Raw genomic sequence first — 15,549 nt, 5'->3', positions numbered from 1 at the left:
CGGACGCGCAGCCCAGCGCTTGTCGTCGATAGCTCCCATGGCGGGACAGCACCCTTGGCCACACGCACACGCGAAGGATGACCGGTCGATGACATTGCTCTGGATAGCGTTGCTACCCCTTGTCGGGGTGCTGGTGCCGGCACTCGGCGCGCGCCTCGAGCGCCCCACCTGTTCACTGATCACGGCACTGTTGCCGGCTGTGGCCCTGCTGCTGACACTGGCGCAGGTACCCGCCCTCGTCGAAGGCGAGTCATTGCGCTTCGCTGTCGACTGGGTGCCGTCGCTCGGACTCGAGCTTGCCTTCCGGCTGGATGGCCTGTCGGTGCTCTTCAACCTGCTGATCCTGGGCATCGGCCTGCTGATCCTGCTCTATGCCCATTACTACCTGGCGCCCGAGGAACCCTACGGGCGTTTCTATGCCTATCTGATCCTGTTCATGTCATCCATGGTCGGCATCGCCATGGCCGACAACCTGCTGTTGTTGTGGATGTTCTGGGAACTCACCAGCCTGTCGTCCTTCCTGCTGATCGGGTTCTGGTCGCATCGCAGCGACGCCCGCAAGGGGGCGCGCATGGCACTGGCGGTCACCGGCGCCGGTGGCCTCGCCCTGCTGGCCGGAATGCTGCTGCTCGGCGACATCGTCGGCAGCTTCGACATGAACCGGGTACTGGCCAGTGGCGATGCCATCCTGGCCGATGACCGCTACCCCTTGGCACTGGGCCTGGTTCTGCTTGGCGCCTTCGCCAAATCGGCCCAGTTTCCCTTCCATTTCTGGCTGCCCCATGCCATGGCCGCGCCCACGCCGGTCTCGGCCTATCTGCACTCCGCCACCATGGTCAAGGCGGGAATCCTGTTGATGGCTCGTCTTCACCCGGCCATCGCCGGCAGCGAGCTGTGGACCCTGGTGGTCACCCTCGTCGGCATGACGACCCTGCTCTACGGCGCCTGGTTCGCGCTGATGAAGACCGACCTCAAGGGCATCCTGGCCTTTTCCACGATCAGCCACCTGGGCCTGATCACTGCCCTGCTGGGGATCGGCACCCCCATGGCGGTGCTGGCCGCGCTATTTCACATTCTCAATCACGCCACCTTCAAGGCGGCGCTGTTCATGAGCGCGGGGATCATCGATCACGAAACCGGCACCCGCGACCTCTCGCGCCTCGGCGGCCTGCGCCGGGCCATGCCGGTCACCGCCCTGCTGACGTCGATCGTCGCGGCGGCCATGGCCGGGGTTCCCTTGCTCAACGGCTTCATCTCCAAGGAGATGTTCTTCACCAGTGCCACCGAGGCCGACATGCTCGGCGGCATCAGCTGGCTATTGCCGGTGCTGGCCACGCTGGGCGGCATCCTGTCGGTCGCATACTCGCTGCGCCTGGTACATGCCGTCTTCTTCAAGCCCGCCCGGGAAGCCCCGCCCAAGCCGCCTCACGAACCACCTCGCCTGATGCGGGCGCCGGTCGAACTGCTGGCAGTGCTCTGCATCCTGGTCGGGCTGCTCCCCTCCCCGCTGGCCGGCGGGCTGCTCGACCTGGCCACCCAGGCGGTGCTCGGCGAACCCATGGAATTTCATCTGGCTATCTGGCATGGCGTCAACCTGCCACTGCTGATGAGCCTGATCGCCCTGGTCGCCGGGATCGGCACCTATCTGGGACATCGTTACCTGCGACGCTTCCTCAAGGGCTTCAAGCCGGTGGATGCACGTCAGGTGTTCGAAAGCGCGGTACAGTGCATCGGTCGCCATGCCGAGACACTGCTCGGACGCTTCGACAATGCCTCCCTGCAACGCTACATGAGCCTGTTGCTGCTCACCGCACTGGTACTGGCCGGTCTGGGCCTGTTCATGATGCCGAACCTGGCCGGCGACCAGCCGACCAGCGATATCGACGGCATACTGCTGACCGGCGCCATCCTGTTGATGTTCAGCGGTATCGCCACGGTGGCCACCCATCGCTACCGCCTGATTTCGTTGTTGATGCTGTCAATGGTGGGGTTGCTCGTCTCGCTGACCTTCGCCCGCTTCTCCGCCCCCGACCTGGCCCTGACCCAGCTCTCGGTGGAAGTGGTGACCATGATCCTGTTGATGCTGGCACTGTTCTTCCTGCCCCAGAAGACGCCCCGCGAGTCCTCGATGCCACGCAACCTGCGCGATGTCGTGCTGGCCTCCGCACTCGGCATGGTCATCGCCAGCCTCAACTACGCCGTCCTGACCCGCGACAATGCCAGCATCTCCGGCTTCTTCATCGACAACAGCGTGCCCGGCGGGGGTGGCCACAACGTGGTCAACGTCATTCTGGTCGACTTCCGTGGCTTCGATACCCTGGGCGAGATCACCGTGCTGGCGATCGCCGGCCTGGCGATCTTCAAGCTGCTCAACCGCCTGCGCCTGTTCATGCCGCACAGCGATGTCGAGGGCCGACTCTGGTCACCGGATCGTTATCCGATGATCCTGACCACCATTTCCCAGGCATTGCTGCCCCTGGCCCTTCTGGTCTCCGTCTTCATCTTCCTGCGTGGTCACAACCTGCCCGGCGGAGGCTTCATCGCCGGCCTGATCACCGCCGTGGCCCTGATACTGCTCTACATGGCCCGAGGCGTGGAATGGGCCCAGTCCCGCCTGGACTTCCAGTATCAGCCCGTGGCCATCGCCGGGGTCGGCCTGGCCACGCTGACCGGCATCGGCAGTTGGCTGTTCGGCCATCCCTTCCTGACATCGTCCTTCGGCCACTTCCACCTTCCGGTGATCGGCGACTTCGAGCTGGCCACCGCCATGATCTTCGACCTCGGCGTCTACCTGGCCGTGGTCGGCGCAACGCTGATGATCCTGGCCAACCTCGGCAAGCTGACCACGCCCCACCGGCCGAGCAAGGAAAGCGACACCGCGACCCCCAGCGAGGAGACGAGCTGATGGAAAGCCTGTATGCCATCACCACCGGCGTGCTCAGTGCCTGTGGTCTCTACCTGACACTACGGGGCAGGACCTTCCCGGTAGTGGTCGGCCTGACGCTGTTGTCCTATGCGGTCAACCTCTTCCTGTTCTCCATGGGCGGTCTGACCACCGATGGCGCGGTCGTCGTCAACGGTGATGGTGATTACGCCGACCCACTGCCCCAGGCCCTGGTGCTGACCGCCATCGTCATTGGCTTCGCCATGACCGCCTTCGCGGTCATCCTGGCCATGCGTGCCCGGGGCGACATGGGCAACGACCATGTCGATGGCCGGAAACACGAGGATCGAGAGGAGTCGCGTCGGTGATACAGCATCTGATCGTCCTGCCCATTGTCCTGCCACTCGTCATGGGTGTCATCCTGCTGCGCTCGCGGTTCGGCAGCACGCGTTTCAAGCGCATTGCAAGCGTGGCCGCCACCCTGATACTGACCGCCATCTCCCTGGCGCTGCTGCTGCGGGCCGCCGATGGCGAAATCGCCTATTACGCTCTCGGAGGCTGGCAGCCCCCCTTCGGCATCGTGCTAGTGCTGGACCGGCTCTCGGCCCTGATGGTGATGCTCACCTCGATTCTGGCGATCGGCTGCGTGATCTTCGCCTGCGGCGGCGACGACGAGAGAGGCAGCAACTTCCATGGACTCTTCCAGCTCCAGTTGATGGGCATCAACGGCGCCTTCCTGACCGGCGACCTGTTCAACCTCTTCGTCTTCTTCGAAGTGCTGCTGCTGGCCTCCTATGCCCTGCTGCTGCATGGTGGCGGCAAGTCACGCATCCAGTCGGCCGTTCACTATGTAGTGCTCAACCTGGCCGGCTCGGCATTGTTCCTGATTGCCGTGGGGGTCCTCTATGGCGCCACCGGCACCCTCAACATGGCCGACATGGCGGCACGGCTCGGTGAACTGCCCGCCGAGCGCAGCGGCCTGGTCACCGCCGGCGCCCTGCTGCTGCTGGTGGTCTTCGGCCTCAAGGCCGCCATCCTGCCGCTCTACTTCTGGCTGCCACGTGCCTATGCCGCCGCGCCGGCCCCGGTAGCGGCGCTGTTCGCCATCATGACCAAGGTCGGCGTCTACGCCATCCTGCGCGTCTATTCCCTGGTCTTCGGCCAGAATGCCGGCGAACTCACCTCCCTCGAGCAGCCCTGGGTGTGGTGGATGGCGCTCGCCACCCTGGTCGCCGCGACCATCGGCGTGCTGGCAGCACGGGATCTGCGCCTGCTGGTCGCCTATCTCGTTCTGGTATCCGCCGGCACGCTGCTCGCCGGGGTCGGCATGGATACGCCGGAGGCCACCGCCTCGCTACTCTATTATCTGGTGCATACCACCCTGGTAACCGGTGGCCTCTTCCTGCTGGCGGACATGATCGGCCAGCAGCGCGGCAAGGCCGGCACCCGCATCGTCAAGGGTCGCCCGTTGACCCAAGGGGGCGCCCTGGCGGGGCTGTTTTTCCTTGGCGCGGCAGCCGTCGCCGGCTTGCCTCCCCTCTCCGGCGCCATCGGCAAGGCGCTGTTGCTGCACGCCGCCGACGCCGGGCAACGCCCCTGGCTCTGGCCCATTCTGCTGATCAGTGGCCTGTGCGCCATCATCGCGCTGTCCCGAGCGGGATCGACGCTGTTCTGGCGCAGCCATGAAGGCGAACGAGGCGGCGAGCGCCTGCCTCGTCAACAATGGGTCGGCGTGAGCCTGCTGCTCGCCACCTCGCCACTGCTGGTGGCACTGGCCGGGCCGGTCAACGACTATACGCGAGCCACCGCCGACCAGTTGGCCAATCCCGATGCCCTGGTGAGCGCGTTACTGACCGATAACGGAGGCGCCCCATGATCAAGCCCCGACGCTGGCTTCCCATTCCCCTGCTGTCGTTGCTGCTGCTGGCGGTCTGGTTGCTGATGGTGCGCAGCCTGTCGCCGGGTCATATCCTGCTGGGCGGTGTCCTGGCGGTGGTCATTCCGCTGTATACCTACCGCTTCTGGGATGTCCAGCCGAGGGTCCGCCGTCCAGGCCTGCTGCTGCGCTTCGTGCTCCGCGTGCTGGGCGACATCATCGTCGCCAACTTCGAGGTCGCCTGGTTGATCGTCAATCCCTGGCGACGCACGCGCCCCCACTTCGTGGAATATCCGCTGATGCTGCAGGAGCGCTTCACCATCACCCTGCTGGCCAACACCATCAGCCTGACGCCAGGCACGGTATCGGCCAACCTGCGCATGGACGGCGACACCCTGCTGATCCACGCCCTGGACGTGGAGGATGACGACGCGCTCATCGAACAGATCCACGAGCGCTATGAGCGGCCGCTCAAGGAGATCTACGAATGCTAGATATCGCGCTGAAGATCAGCCTGGCCCTGGTGCTGATCGCCATTGTGCTCAACACCTACCGCCTGTCGGTCGGCCCCGACATGCCGGATCGCATCCTGGCGCTGGACACCATGTACGTGAATTCCATCGCGCTGATCGTGCTGATGGGCCTGTGGCTCAATACCAAGACATACTTCGAGGCCGCATTGCTGATCGCCATGCTCGGTTTCATCAGCACCGTGGCCGTGTGCAAGTACCTGTTGCGCGGCGACATCATCGAATAGCGGGAGCAAGCCACCATGTCGATCTATGTACTCCTGGAAGGCGTGATTTCATTCTTCCTGATCGCCGGCGGCGCCTTCATCTTCATCGGCTCGCTGGGCATGACCCACCTGCGGGACTTCTACATGCGCCTGCACGGCCCCACCAAGGCCACCACCATGGGTATCGGCTGCATCCTGGTCGCCTCGATGCTCTACTTCGGCATCATCGACAACTACCCCGTGATTCAGGAACTGCTGATCGCCCTGTTCCTGTTCATCACCGCCCCCGTCAGTGCCCACCTGCTGGCCAAGACGGGGCTGCACCAGCAGCTCAAGCGCGTGGACAAGACCCAGGGGCAGCCGGCCGAGCTACGGGACGAAGAAGTCGGGAAAACGCCGGTGCCCCACCACTCCGAGGCCGGACACGACTAAGAGGGTGTCTACAACGTACTGTGCTCGACCATACAGCGTCGAAATTCGGCTCGTGCGCAAACCCGGTCGAAGTGCTCAGTGAGAGTGGCCGGCGTAGAAGACGTGCCGCCGACTTATAGCCAGCCGGCGAGTTCTCGTTCGACGATGGCCGTCAGCGCCCGGATGTGATCGTCACGGGCATTGAGGCAGGGCACATAGGTGAAGGTCTCGCCACCGGCATCGAGAAAGGCGCCGCGGATTTCCTCCTCGATCTCCTCCAGGGTTTCCACGCAGTCGGCGGAAAAGGCAGGGGACACCACGGCGATGTGCCGGGTGCCCTGCCGGGCAAGCTCGGCAACATGCTCCACGGTAGCCGGTCCCACCCACTGCTCGGGTCCGAACTTCGACTGGAAGGTGGTGACGATGGCATCGTCATCCAGGCCCAGCTGTTCCTGCAGCAACCGTGTCGTCTTGCGGCAGTGGCAATAGTAGGGGTCCCCCTCGTCGAGAAAGCGCTTGGGGACGCCGTGGTAGGAGGCCACCAGCACCTCGGGTCGAGTGCCGGCGGCGGCATAGGCCTCGCGTACCGAGGTACTCAAGGCCTCGAGATAGGCCGGATGCTCGAAATAGGCCGGCACGGTCCGGATCGCCGGCTGCCACTTGAGCGTCATCAGGGTCCGGAAAGCCTGATCGTTGGCCGTCGCGGTCGTCGGCGAGCCGTACTGCGGGTACAGCGGAAAGAACAGAATTCGCTCACAACCGTTGGCCTGCAGTCGCTTCAGGACACTCTCGATCGACGGGTTGCCGTAGCGCATGCAGAACGCCACCTCGAGCCGATCTCCATAGGTACGTTCGAGTTGCGTCGCGAGCTTGTCGGTCTGTTCGCGCGTGATGGTCAACAGAGGGCTTTCGTCCCTTTCTCGATTCCAGATGCCACGATAGGCCTTTCCGGAAGCGAAGGGACGGCGACTGAGGATCACCAGTTGCAAGAGTGGCTGCCACAGCCAGGGAGAATAGTCGACGACACGACGGTCGGAGAGGAATTCGCTGAGATAACGCCGTACCGACCAGTAGTCGGTCGCGTCCGGAGTCCCCAGGTTGGCCAGGACCACGCCAACCTTGCCCCCCACAGGCTCGGGATGCCCGTCAGGCGTCTGCGGCGAGGGTGCCATGTCCTCGGGGTATGCCATGTCGAAGTCTCCTGTGGTACGGGGCGTGAGCGTGGCACAAGGATATCATCGACGGTGCGGACGGCAGAATAGACTTATACTATCAACTTGATTTGTACAAGAATTGATCAAGAAGAAACATGGATCGATTGCCCATGGATCGGCCTCCAGTCAGCGCAAGGTTCCGCCGTAGCCCGCATGAGGAAGGCCCGACGGTCGACGCAGCTATTCGTGAAGGCAGTCGAAGAAGACCATATCGGCTCGCCAGCATCGGAGCCGAATGTCGTGATCGTGGTATCAGTGGGAAGGGGTAATACAGGGGTCGCTGCGCCGTTCAGAAGACCAGCGGCATGCGCGCGTTCAGTGGGTCATGATAACGAGCCCGGTGGCCGATCATCTCGTCCTCGGGCACCTGTTCCACCAGGTAGGCGCGGTGTATTCCGGCACGCTTGAGCTCCAGGTAGACATCGTCCAGGGAACGGAACAGTACCGGCTTGCCGGCACGGGCCAGCATGTGACGCTGGCCTTCCACGTCCTCGAGTTCCACCTGGTAGAACCGATTGCCCGCATGGCCGATCACGCGGATTTCGAAATTGTCGTGTCGGGCCACGAAGGCCTTGAGGTCATTGAGGTCCATGAATCCCTCCATCAGGGAGTCGACTTGGGTGGATCGGCTCCAGATTGGGGATATCGCATGACATCCGGATGACCGATCCGTGTCGCCTCTATGACTGATAGCGGGACCGGGGGTTCCCTACTGGTATTCCGAGGGATCGATGGCCTTGCCCAGGGAGTTGCGATCGACCCAGTTGCCGGCCTTGGTTTCCTTGTAGCGCAGCACCACCCGATCGCCAATCTCGACGGGCAGCTCGGCATCCTCGGTCTGATAGCTGTAGTGCTCGCCATCCACGACCAGTTGGTAGCGATACAGGTCGGGCATGCCCAGCCATTCCTTGAACGGCCCTTCCCGCTCGACCGATTGCAGTTCGCCGCGCGCCTCGAGTTTCGGGGCGCGGCGACGATTGCCGCGCCGGAATCCGCCTGCCATGGTCTTCCTCCAGTATGCTGTTGGGGAATCGGATTATACGGGGCTCGTCCGTCGGCTCAAGCGTCGCGGCTCACTCGCCGAAACCTCCCCCATAGCTGTCGGGCGCGAGATCCTCGAAACGCGTGTACTTGCCGATGAAAGCCATGTGCACCGTGCCGATGGGGCCATTACGTTGCTTGCCGATGATGACCTCGGCCAGCCCCTGATTGTCCAGGTTATCCGGATTGTAGACTTCATCACGATAGACGAAGCCGATGATATCGGCATCCTGCTCGATGGCGCCGGACTCGCGCAGGTCCGACATGACCGGGCGCTTGTTGGGCCGCTGCTCCAGGGAACGGTTGAGCTGGGAGAGCGCCACCACCGGACAACCGAACTCCTTGGCCAGGCCCTTCAGCGAACGCGATATTTCCGAGATCTCACCGGTACGGTTCTCGGAGAAACCGGGGATCTGCATCAATTGCAGATAGTCGATCATGATCAACGACAGGTTGCCATGTTCACGCACCACCCGCCGGATGCGCGAACGCATCTCGTTGGGCGACAGGGCCGCCGTATCGTCGATGAACAACTGCTTGTCCTTGAGCAGATTCACCGCCGAAGTGAGCCGCGGCCAGTCTTCATCCTCGAGCTGGCCGGTGCGCACCCGCGTCTGATCGATGCGGCCGAGCGACGACAGCATCCTCAGCATCAAGGCCTCCGCCGGCATCTCCATGGAAAACACCATCACCGGCTTGTCGCTGGAAATCACCGCATGCTCGACCAGGTTCATGGCGAAGGTGGTCTTGCCCATCGAGGGTCGTCCGGCAATGATCACCAGGTCGGAAGGCTGCAGGCCGGACGTCATGTCGTCGAGATCCCGGAAACCGGTGGAGAGCCCGGTCATCTCGCCCTGCATGTTGAACAGTTCATCGATGCGATCCACGGCCTTGGCCAGCAGATCGCTCATGCCGATGGGACCACCGGACTTGGGTCTCTCCTCGCTGATCTGGAAGACCAGCCGCTCAGCTTCATTGACGAGTTCGTCGGCAGGTCGCCCCTGGGGCGCGAAGGCACTTTCCGCCACCTGGTTGGCGGCACGGATCAGCTTGCGCAGCGTGGCGCGCTCACGGACGATATCGGCGTAGGCACGAATATTGCTCGCCGACGGCGTGTTGCGTGCCAGTTCCGCCAGATAGGCCAGGCCGCCCACGGTGTCCAGTTGATCGCGACCTTCCAGTGCCTCCGACATCGTCACCACGTCCATGGGACGAGCCTCCTCGGCAAGCTGGCCCATGACGTTGAAGATCAGGCGATGCTCATAGCGGTAGAAATCATCCGCCACCAACCGGTCGGCCACATTGTCCCAGGCCGGGTTGTCGAGCATCAGGCCGCCGAGTACCGATTGTTCGGCCTCCAGCGAGTGAGGGGGCACCTTGAGCGCCGCGGTTTCCTTGTCGATCTCGAGGGGTTCATTCATGACGGCGGGGCCTTTGGCGACATCGGCGCCACCATTCTACCCGAAGGGGAAAGATGACCCCATGCCTCGGTGGTGGCTCTCGAGCAAGCAAAAAAGGGCGCGAGGATAGCCCTCGCGCCCCTGGACATCAACGTGGACGTCGTTGGTCGGGCTTACTCGCCCACGACCACCACGCGCACGGTGGCGTCGACTTCGGCATGCAGGTGCAGGTCGATGTCGTACTCGCCGGTCTGGCGAATCGGCCCCTGCGGCATGCGAACCTCGCTCTTGGCCACCTCGATGCCGGCAGAGGAGATCGCCTCGGCCAGATCACGCGGACCAATGGAACCGAACAGCTTGCCTTCATCGCCGCTCTTGGCGACCAGCGACAGTTCGATGTCGTTGAGCTGTTCCGCGCGAGCCTCGGCCTCGGCCTTGCGCTCGGCCGCTTCGGCCTCGAGCTCGGCGCGCTGGGCCTCGAAAGCCTCGATGTTGTCCTTGGTGGCCGGCACGGCGAGGCCGTAAGGCACCAGGTAGTTGCGGCCATAACCGGGCTTGACGTTGACCTGGTCACCCAGACCGCCCAGCTTGCCAATCTTGTCGAGCAGAATGACTTCCATCTCGTTAACCTCTTGTCAGTGGCCGCGGCCGAGTCGTGCACGGAAGTCCGCGAACGAATCCAGCAGGGCCACGAGCAGCACGATGAGAATCATGGGCCAGGTGAAGATCAGCAGGACATAGAAGATGCCCAGCCACACCCCATGCATTCCCTTCAATCCAATAAAACCGTGTACCAGCGCGATGCCGGCCACCAGCAGCGGAACCCAGACCAGCATGCCCAGCCCGGGCAGGTCGAGCACCACGCCGGCAAGGCCAACCCCCAACAGCACCAGCAGTTCACGAGGCGCCAGCCGCAGGGCATGAAACTCCTCGCGAAAACCGCCGGGGTTATAGAGCCCGGCCTGCCAGCCCCTGGCCAGCGCCAGGCACCCCACCGACACCAGCAGCACCACCAGGCCGGTGACTCCGCCGATCAACAGATTGGCGAGTTGCCTGGTATCCATGCCTTGACTGGCCAGATCGTCGAGCATCGTCGCGATCTCCGGCGCGCCCTGGCGTAGTTGCTCCAGTAGAGGCTCGACGCCGCCAGGCGGCAGGAAGATCCCCGACTGGATCATCAGCGCCCCTCCCAGGGCACCGACGACCAAGGCTTCGCTCCAGCGCATCCGGGAGCGCAGCACTACCGCCATCAGGGTCACCAGCAGGACACTGGCCAGGGGAATGACATCCCCCTGGCTCCACCACCATCCCGCCGGCAAGGCGGCGGCGACGATCACCGGCAGGGCCGGCGACAGTCCTCTTCGCAACGTGACCAACGCTGCGATGGCTGCCCCTAGCCAGAACAGCCAGGGCACCAGGGTGCTGATGGCTGCCCCGATTGTCGCCTGGGGCAGCCCCTGCATCAGCCATCGAGCGACAGGCAGCATCGGCTCGCCAGCTTACTGGTGGCTATCGGTGTAAGGCAGCAGCGCCAGGTAGCGTGCCCGCTTGATGGCGGTGGACAGCTGACGCTGGTAGCGAGCCTTGGTACCGGTGATACGGCTGGGAACGATCTTGCCGGTCTCGGTGACGTAGGCCTTGAGCGTGTCCAGATCCTTGTAGTCGATCTGCTTCACGCCTTCGGCGGTGAAACGGCAAAACTTGCGGCGACGGAAAAAACGTGCCATGTGAAGACTCCTTCAAACGTGCGACGGTTGGGCTCAGGCGGACTCGGCGGCGCGCGGCTTTTCGTCGCGACGCGCACGCTTGTCCTCGGCCGGCTTCATCATCGGTGAAGCTTCGGTGATGGCTTCCTTGCAGCGCACCACCAGGCTGCGAATGATGGCGTCGTTGAAACGGAAGATGTTCTCGATTTCATCGAGAGTCTCGCCGCTGCACTCGACGTTCATCAGCACGTAGTGAGCCTTGTGGATCTTGTTGATCGGGTAGGCCATGTGACGGCGCCCCCAATCCTCGAGACGATGCACGGTTCCGCCGTTCTCGGTGACGATGCCGGTATAACGCTCGACCATCGCCGGGACCTGCTCGCTCTGGTCCGGGTGGACCATGAAGACGATCTCGTAATGACGCATGGATTCTCCTTGCGGTTTGGCAGCTTCCGGTGGAGGCGTTGTGCACCCCAGGGGAAGCAAGGAGGTGGTTCTCGGAATATACGACGCCCGCTCGCTGGACGAACGGGCGCAAGTATTCTATAGACTACGCGGAATGCACGCAAGCCAAAGGCTCGCAACTCAAGGGGTATCGCAGTTGGATCTGGCGAGGGGCGCCGGGGACAGGCCGAAGAGGGGGTCCGATGCCATGGATGGCATCGGTAGCCTCCAGGGAAGGATTCACAGCGCCTCCTCGCAGGCCTGTCGACGGATCAGCCCGAGCGACAACGCTTAACTGCGATAGCCCGGCTCGCCGCTCGAATCTCGTAGCTCGTCGCTAAGCCGGTACGAAGGTCAGCGCCAGCCCATTGTTGCACCAACGCAAGCCGGTGGGCTCGGGTCCATCATCGAACACATGGCCCTGGTGGCCACCACAGCGGGCACAGTGGTACTCGGTACGCGGTATCAGCAGCACCAGATCTCGCTCGGTGAGCAGATGCCCCTCGATATGGGTGAAGAAACTCGGCCAGCCAGTGCCGGAATCATACTTCATGCCGCTCTCGAACAGCGGCAGATCACAACCGGCGCAATGATAGACCCCTTCACGGGTCTCCTTGTCCAGCGGGCTGGAAAAGGCCGGCTCGGTGCCCGCTTCCCGGAGTATCTCGAACTGTTCCTCGCTGAGCCTTTCCCGCCATTCGACCTCGCTGAGCTCGAGCGTCTCGAGGCCTGGCGCCGGGGACAGATCCGGTTTGGGGCGGGCACCGGCCAGGCTCGGGACCAGGCCGGCCAGGCCACCGAGACCCAACAGGCCGAGAAAGTGACGACGCTGCATGGCACGACTCCTCTTCCAGCAAGTGGCCCACCGATTCGTGACAGGCCGCCGACACCAGCCTGCACGAAAAAGCGGAGAGGGTCTCCCCTCTCCGCCTTCGACCCTCCGGAGGCGCCGCCGTTCGACGGCGCCCATGCACGCAATCTCAGTCGAGACGGGGACCGGCCTTGACGATCGCCTCGCTGACCCCTTCAAACTTCTTGAAGTTATCGACGAACTTGGCGGCCAGTTCCTCGAGGTGGCGGTCATAGGCCGCCTGGTCGGCCCAGGTCTCGCGCGGATCGAGCAGACGGGAGTCGACGCCCGGCACGGCCGTCGGCACGTCCAGATTGAGGCCCTCGATGCGCCTGGTTTCCACATCGCGCAGCACGCCGGACTGGATGGCATGGATGATGGCGCGAGTGGTAGGGATGGAAAAGCGCGCCCCGCCCTCACCATAGGCGCCACCGGTCCAGCCGGTATTGACCAGATAGACCTGGGCATCCTTCTCGGCCACGCGCTTGATCAGCAGGTCGGCATACTCCCGGGCCGGACGCGGGAAGAAGGGAGCACCGAAGCAGGTGGAGAAGGTAGCCGCCAACCCCTCTGAGGACCCCATCTCGGTGGACCCGACCTTGGCGGTATAGCCGGACAGGAAATGATAGGCGGCCGCTTCCTTGGAGAGCACGGAAACCGGCGGCAGAACGCCGCTCATGTCGCAAGTCAGGAAGACAATGGCATTCGGTTCGCCGGCACGATTCTCGACCACGCGCTTCTCGACATGCTCGAGAGGATAGGCGGCACGCGAGTTCTGGGTCAGGCTGTCATCGGCATAATCCGGCTGGCGACGGTCGTCGAGCACCACGTTCTCGAGCACGGTGCCGAACTGGATGGCGTTCCAGATCACCGGTTCGTTCTTCTCGGAGAGATCGATGCACTTGGCGTAGCATCCCCCCTCGACGTTGAAGACGGTCCCCACGCCCCAGCCATGCTCGTCGTCACCGATCAGAAAGCGCGACGGGTCGGCGGACAGGGTGGTCTTGCCGGTCCCTGAAAGGCCGAAGAACAGGGTCGTCTCGCCATCTTCACCGACGTTGGCGCTGCAATGCATGGGCAGCACGTCGGACGCCGGCAACAGGAAGTTTTGCACCGAGAACATGGCCTTCTTCATCTCGCCGGCATAGCGCATGCCGGCAATCAGCACCTTCTTCTGGGCGAAGTTGATGATCACGGTGCCATCGGAGTTGGTGCCATCACGCGCCGGATCGCACTCGAAGAAGGGAGCGTTGAGGATGGCCCATTCATCCTTGGCCGACGGATTATAGGGCTCGGGGCGCACGAACATGGTGCGACCGAACAGGTTGTGCCAGGCCGTTTCGGTGGTCACGCGAACCGGCAGGTAGTGGACCGGATCGCTGCCCACGTGCAGTTCGGACACATAGCGCTCACCAGCGCTCAGATAGGCCTCGACGCGCCCCCACAGGGCATCGAACTTGTCGGCGTCGAACGGGCGGTTGACACTGCCCCAGTCGATCTGGCCGCTGGTGGACGGCTCTTCGACGATGAAACGATCCGTGGGCGAGCGGCCGGTGCGTTGACCGGTATTCACCACCAGTGCGCCATTGGCCGCCAGACGGCCTTCGCCATTGGCCACGGCACGCTCGATCAACTCGGCGCTGCTGAGGTTGACGTGGGCGGTGGCGGACTGCGCACTGGCAGCCTGTGGAACGGCTTGAGTCGTGGTCATGTCGGTTCCTGGGCCTTACGGCCGATTCTCTCTCGTTTGCCGGGCGTCCTGGACGCGTGTCTGCCCATCCCTCGAACGCCGCATGCGGTTACCCGTCTCGTGTTCGGCGACGTCCGCGTGAGGATGAGTGGCGCGCATTATGGCAAAAACCCGGCCGCCGGGAAACGCCGACGTTGCCCGACGTTCTTGTAGTTTTACTACTACATCATGACCGATCACTTCACGATTCAACCAGACGACCTTTCTTCCCGGCTCAGTGGACCGTCGGCGGCGGCCCCTCCGGATCGTCGAGCATCGCCTCCACCTCGGCGACGGTGAACTGGTAGCGGGTATGGCAGAAATGGCACTGGGTGGCGATTCCTCCCTGCTCGGCCAGGATGTCGCGCAATTCCTCGTCGCCCAGGCTCAGCAGGGCGCCGGCAATGCGCTCACGGGAACAGCTGCAACCGAAATACAGTGCCTTGGGATCGAACACCCGCACCTGTTCCTCATGGAAGAGACGATGCAGCAGGTCATGCTGCTCCAGCGACAGGAGTTCGTCGGCGGTAAGCGTGGCGGCCAGGTGGACCATGCGCTCCCAGGCATCCTCATCCTGATCCAGGGATTCGTCAGGCAAGCGCTGCAGCAGCAAACCGGCACAACGCTGTTGATCGGCGGCCAGCCAGAGTCGCGTGGGCAGTTGCTCGGAGCGACTGAAGTAATCTTCCAGACATCCGGCCAGGCTGTCCTGCTCCAGCGTGACGATTCCCTGGTAACGACGCCCTTCCCGAGGGTCCAGGGTGATGGTGATCTGGCCCTCACCGAGCAATTCGGCAAAACCGGCATCATCATCAGGAATCGCCGCGTTCTCGTCCAGTTGGGCGATGGCGCGCAGCTCGCCCCCGGGATTCGATTCGGCCATCAACAACGACAGGGCCCCCTTGCCCCTGACCTCGATGCTCATGGTGCCATCGAGCTTGACGGTCTCGGTGAGCAGCGCCACGGCGGCCAGCAGCTCGCCGAGTTGGCGAGTGACCGCCGGGGGATAGTCGTGCCGCTCGAGGACCTCGGCATGGGCCTGCTCGAGGGAAACGACTTCACCACGGACATTGGTGTTGTCAAAAAGGAAACGTTGTATCTGGTCGGTCATGAATACTGCCTGGTATGTATATCTGGACTTCGAGCTTCGAGATTCGAGATTCGAGCTTCGAGCTTCGAGCTTCGAGATTCGAGATTCGAGATTCGAGATTCGAGATTCGAGATTCGAGATTCGAGATTCGAGATTCGAGATTCGAGA

17 protein-coding genes are annotated in these 15,549 nt (G+C 63.3%); 6 read left to right on the top strand and 11 right to left on the bottom strand.

All coding sequences use genetic code 11. The features are described from left to right. The first annotated feature begins 88 nt into the window (after positions 1-88). From LU493_RS15760 to LU493_RS15735, 6 genes are read left to right on the top strand one after another with little or no spacing between them, the layout of a single operon-like run. Positions 89-2,905, top strand: coding sequence for a monovalent cation/H+ antiporter subunit A (locus LU493_RS15760; RefSeq protein WP_275288752.1), 2,817 nt, complete (start codon positions 89-91; stop codon positions 2,903-2,905). Beyond that, entirely contained in the window at positions 2,905-3,252 is a 348-nt protein-coding gene (locus LU493_RS15755) for a Na+/H+ antiporter subunit C (protein WP_275288751.1), read from the top strand. The genes LU493_RS15760 and LU493_RS15755 overlap by 1 nt, the downstream gene beginning before the upstream one ends. Beyond that, positions 3,249-4,760 carry a monovalent cation/H+ antiporter subunit D gene (locus LU493_RS15750; protein WP_275288750.1) on the top strand — a complete coding sequence of 504 codons (1,512 nt, stop codon included), beginning with the start codon at positions 3,249-3,251 and terminating at the stop codon, positions 4,758-4,760. The genes LU493_RS15755 and LU493_RS15750 overlap by 4 nt, the downstream gene beginning before the upstream one ends. Then, entirely contained in the window at positions 4,757-5,254 is a 498-nt protein-coding gene (locus LU493_RS15745; RefSeq protein ID WP_275288749.1) for a Na+/H+ antiporter subunit E, read from the top strand. The genes LU493_RS15750 and LU493_RS15745 overlap by 4 nt, the downstream gene beginning before the upstream one ends. Then, a complete protein-coding gene (locus LU493_RS15740; protein WP_275288748.1) occupies positions 5,248-5,517 on the top strand; it encodes a K+/H+ antiporter subunit F in 270 nt (89 codons plus the stop codon). The genes LU493_RS15745 and LU493_RS15740 overlap by 7 nt, the downstream gene beginning before the upstream one ends. A 15-nt stretch (positions 5,518-5,532) precedes the next feature. Further along, positions 5,533-5,928, top strand: coding sequence for a Na+/H+ antiporter subunit G (locus tag LU493_RS15735; RefSeq protein ID WP_275288747.1), 396 nt, complete (start codon positions 5,533-5,535; stop codon positions 5,926-5,928). A gap of 113 nt (positions 5,929-6,041) precedes the next feature. Here the strand turns inward: LU493_RS15735 and hemH are convergent, their stop codons facing one another. The 11 genes from hemH to hslO form a co-directional block, all read right to left on the bottom strand. Continuing rightward, the gene (gene hemH / locus LU493_RS15730) at positions 6,042-7,079 is read right to left on the bottom strand and encodes a ferrochelatase (protein ID WP_275288792.1); all 1,038 of its coding nucleotides are present in this window, start codon (positions 7,077-7,079) and stop codon (positions 6,042-6,044) included. Positions 7,080-7,410: 331 nt separating this feature from the next. Further along, positions 7,411-7,713: a DUF6482 family protein gene (locus LU493_RS15725; RefSeq protein WP_275288746.1), complete on the bottom strand. Its 303-nt coding sequence runs from the start codon at positions 7,711-7,713 to the stop codon at positions 7,411-7,413. 117 nt (positions 7,714-7,830) lie between these two features. After that, positions 7,831-8,124: a hypothetical protein gene (locus tag LU493_RS15720; protein ID WP_275288745.1), complete on the bottom strand. Its 294-nt coding sequence runs from the start codon at positions 8,122-8,124 to the stop codon at positions 7,831-7,833. A gap of 70 nt (positions 8,125-8,194) precedes the next feature. Beyond that, positions 8,195-9,583, bottom strand: coding sequence for a replicative DNA helicase (dnaB, locus tag LU493_RS15715; protein ID WP_275288744.1), 1,389 nt, complete (start codon positions 9,581-9,583; stop codon positions 8,195-8,197). A 152-nt stretch (positions 9,584-9,735) separates the two neighbouring features. After that, positions 9,736-10,182 carry a 50S ribosomal protein L9 gene (gene rplI / locus LU493_RS15710; RefSeq protein WP_275288743.1) on the bottom strand — a complete coding sequence of 149 codons (447 nt, stop codon included), beginning with the start codon at positions 10,180-10,182 and terminating at the stop codon, positions 9,736-9,738. Positions 10,183-10,197: 15 nt separating this feature from the next. Further along, a complete protein-coding gene (locus tag LU493_RS15705; RefSeq protein WP_275288742.1) occupies positions 10,198-11,049 on the bottom strand; it encodes a hypothetical protein in 852 nt (283 codons plus the stop codon). A 12-nt stretch (positions 11,050-11,061) separates the two neighbouring features. Beyond that, entirely contained in the window at positions 11,062-11,289 is a 228-nt protein-coding gene (gene rpsR / locus LU493_RS15700) for a 30S ribosomal protein S18 (protein ID WP_013333281.1), read from the bottom strand. Between the two features lie 33 nt (positions 11,290-11,322). Beyond that, positions 11,323-11,694, bottom strand: coding sequence for a 30S ribosomal protein S6 (gene rpsF / locus LU493_RS15695; RefSeq protein WP_275288741.1), 372 nt, complete (start codon positions 11,692-11,694; stop codon positions 11,323-11,325). 355 nt (positions 11,695-12,049) lie between these two features. Further along, entirely contained in the window at positions 12,050-12,547 is a 498-nt protein-coding gene (gene msrB / locus LU493_RS15690; RefSeq protein ID WP_275288740.1) for a peptide-methionine (R)-S-oxide reductase MsrB, read from the bottom strand. 145 nt (positions 12,548-12,692) lie between these two features. Further along, complete coding sequence (locus LU493_RS15685) at positions 12,693-14,273, bottom strand: phosphoenolpyruvate carboxykinase (protein WP_275288739.1); 1,581 nt, start codon at positions 14,271-14,273, stop codon at positions 12,693-12,695. A 253-nt stretch (positions 14,274-14,526) separates the two neighbouring features. Then, the gene (hslO, locus tag LU493_RS15680) at positions 14,527-15,402 is read right to left on the bottom strand and encodes an Hsp33 family molecular chaperone HslO (protein WP_275288738.1); all 876 of its coding nucleotides are present in this window, start codon (positions 15,400-15,402) and stop codon (positions 14,527-14,529) included. Between the last annotated feature and the right edge of the window lie 147 nt (positions 15,403-15,549).

This window comes from Halomonas elongata (assembly GCF_029081005.1).
Classification (GTDB): Bacteria; Pseudomonadota; Gammaproteobacteria; order Pseudomonadales; family Halomonadaceae; genus Halomonas; species Halomonas elongata_B.
Note: the sequence above shows the minus strand (reverse complement) of the source record. Positions and strands in the feature narration are given on the sequence as shown.

Excerpts from the sequence above, each read along its gene's own strand:
- LU493_RS15760 (WP_275288752.1), top strand. The coding sequence starts at position 89 with ATGACATTGCTCTGGATAGCGTTGCTACCCCTTGTCGGGGTGCTGGTG.
- LU493_RS15755 (WP_275288751.1), top strand. The coding sequence starts at position 2,905 with ATGGAAAGCCTGTATGCCATCACCACCGGCGTGCTCAGTGCCTGTGGT.
- LU493_RS15745 (WP_275288749.1), top strand. The coding sequence starts at position 4,757 with ATGATCAAGCCCCGACGCTGGCTTCCCATTCCCCTGCTGTCGTTGCTG.
- LU493_RS15740 (WP_275288748.1), top strand. The coding sequence starts at position 5,248 with ATGCTAGATATCGCGCTGAAGATCAGCCTGGCCCTGGTGCTGATCGCC.
- LU493_RS15735 (WP_275288747.1), top strand. The coding sequence starts at position 5,533 with ATGTCGATCTATGTACTCCTGGAAGGCGTGATTTCATTCTTCCTGATC.
- hemH (WP_275288792.1), bottom strand. The coding sequence starts at position 7,079 with ATGGCACCCTCGCCGCAGACGCCTGACGGGCATCCCGAGCCTGTGGGG.
- LU493_RS15725 (WP_275288746.1), bottom strand. The coding sequence starts at position 7,713 with ATGGACCTCAATGACCTCAAGGCCTTCGTGGCCCGACACGACAATTTC.
- LU493_RS15720 (WP_275288745.1), bottom strand. The coding sequence starts at position 8,124 with ATGGCAGGCGGATTCCGGCGCGGCAATCGTCGCCGCGCCCCGAAACTC.
- dnaB (WP_275288744.1), bottom strand. The coding sequence starts at position 9,583 with ATGAATGAACCCCTCGAGATCGACAAGGAAACCGCGGCGCTCAAGGTG.
- rplI (WP_275288743.1), bottom strand. The coding sequence starts at position 10,182 with ATGGAAGTCATTCTGCTCGACAAGATTGGCAAGCTGGGCGGTCTGGGT.
- LU493_RS15705 (WP_275288742.1), bottom strand. The coding sequence starts at position 11,049 with ATGCTGCCTGTCGCTCGATGGCTGATGCAGGGGCTGCCCCAGGCGACA.
- rpsR (WP_013333281.1), bottom strand. The coding sequence starts at position 11,289 with ATGGCACGTTTTTTCCGTCGCCGCAAGTTTTGCCGTTTCACCGCCGAA.
- rpsF (WP_275288741.1), bottom strand. The coding sequence starts at position 11,694 with ATGCGTCATTACGAGATCGTCTTCATGGTCCACCCGGACCAGAGCGAG.
- msrB (WP_275288740.1), bottom strand. The coding sequence starts at position 12,547 with ATGCAGCGTCGTCACTTTCTCGGCCTGTTGGGTCTCGGTGGCCTGGCC.
- LU493_RS15685 (WP_275288739.1), bottom strand. The coding sequence starts at position 14,273 with ATGACCACGACTCAAGCCGTTCCACAGGCTGCCAGTGCGCAGTCCGCC.
- hslO (WP_275288738.1), bottom strand. The coding sequence starts at position 15,402 with ATGACCGACCAGATACAACGTTTCCTTTTTGACAACACCAATGTCCGT.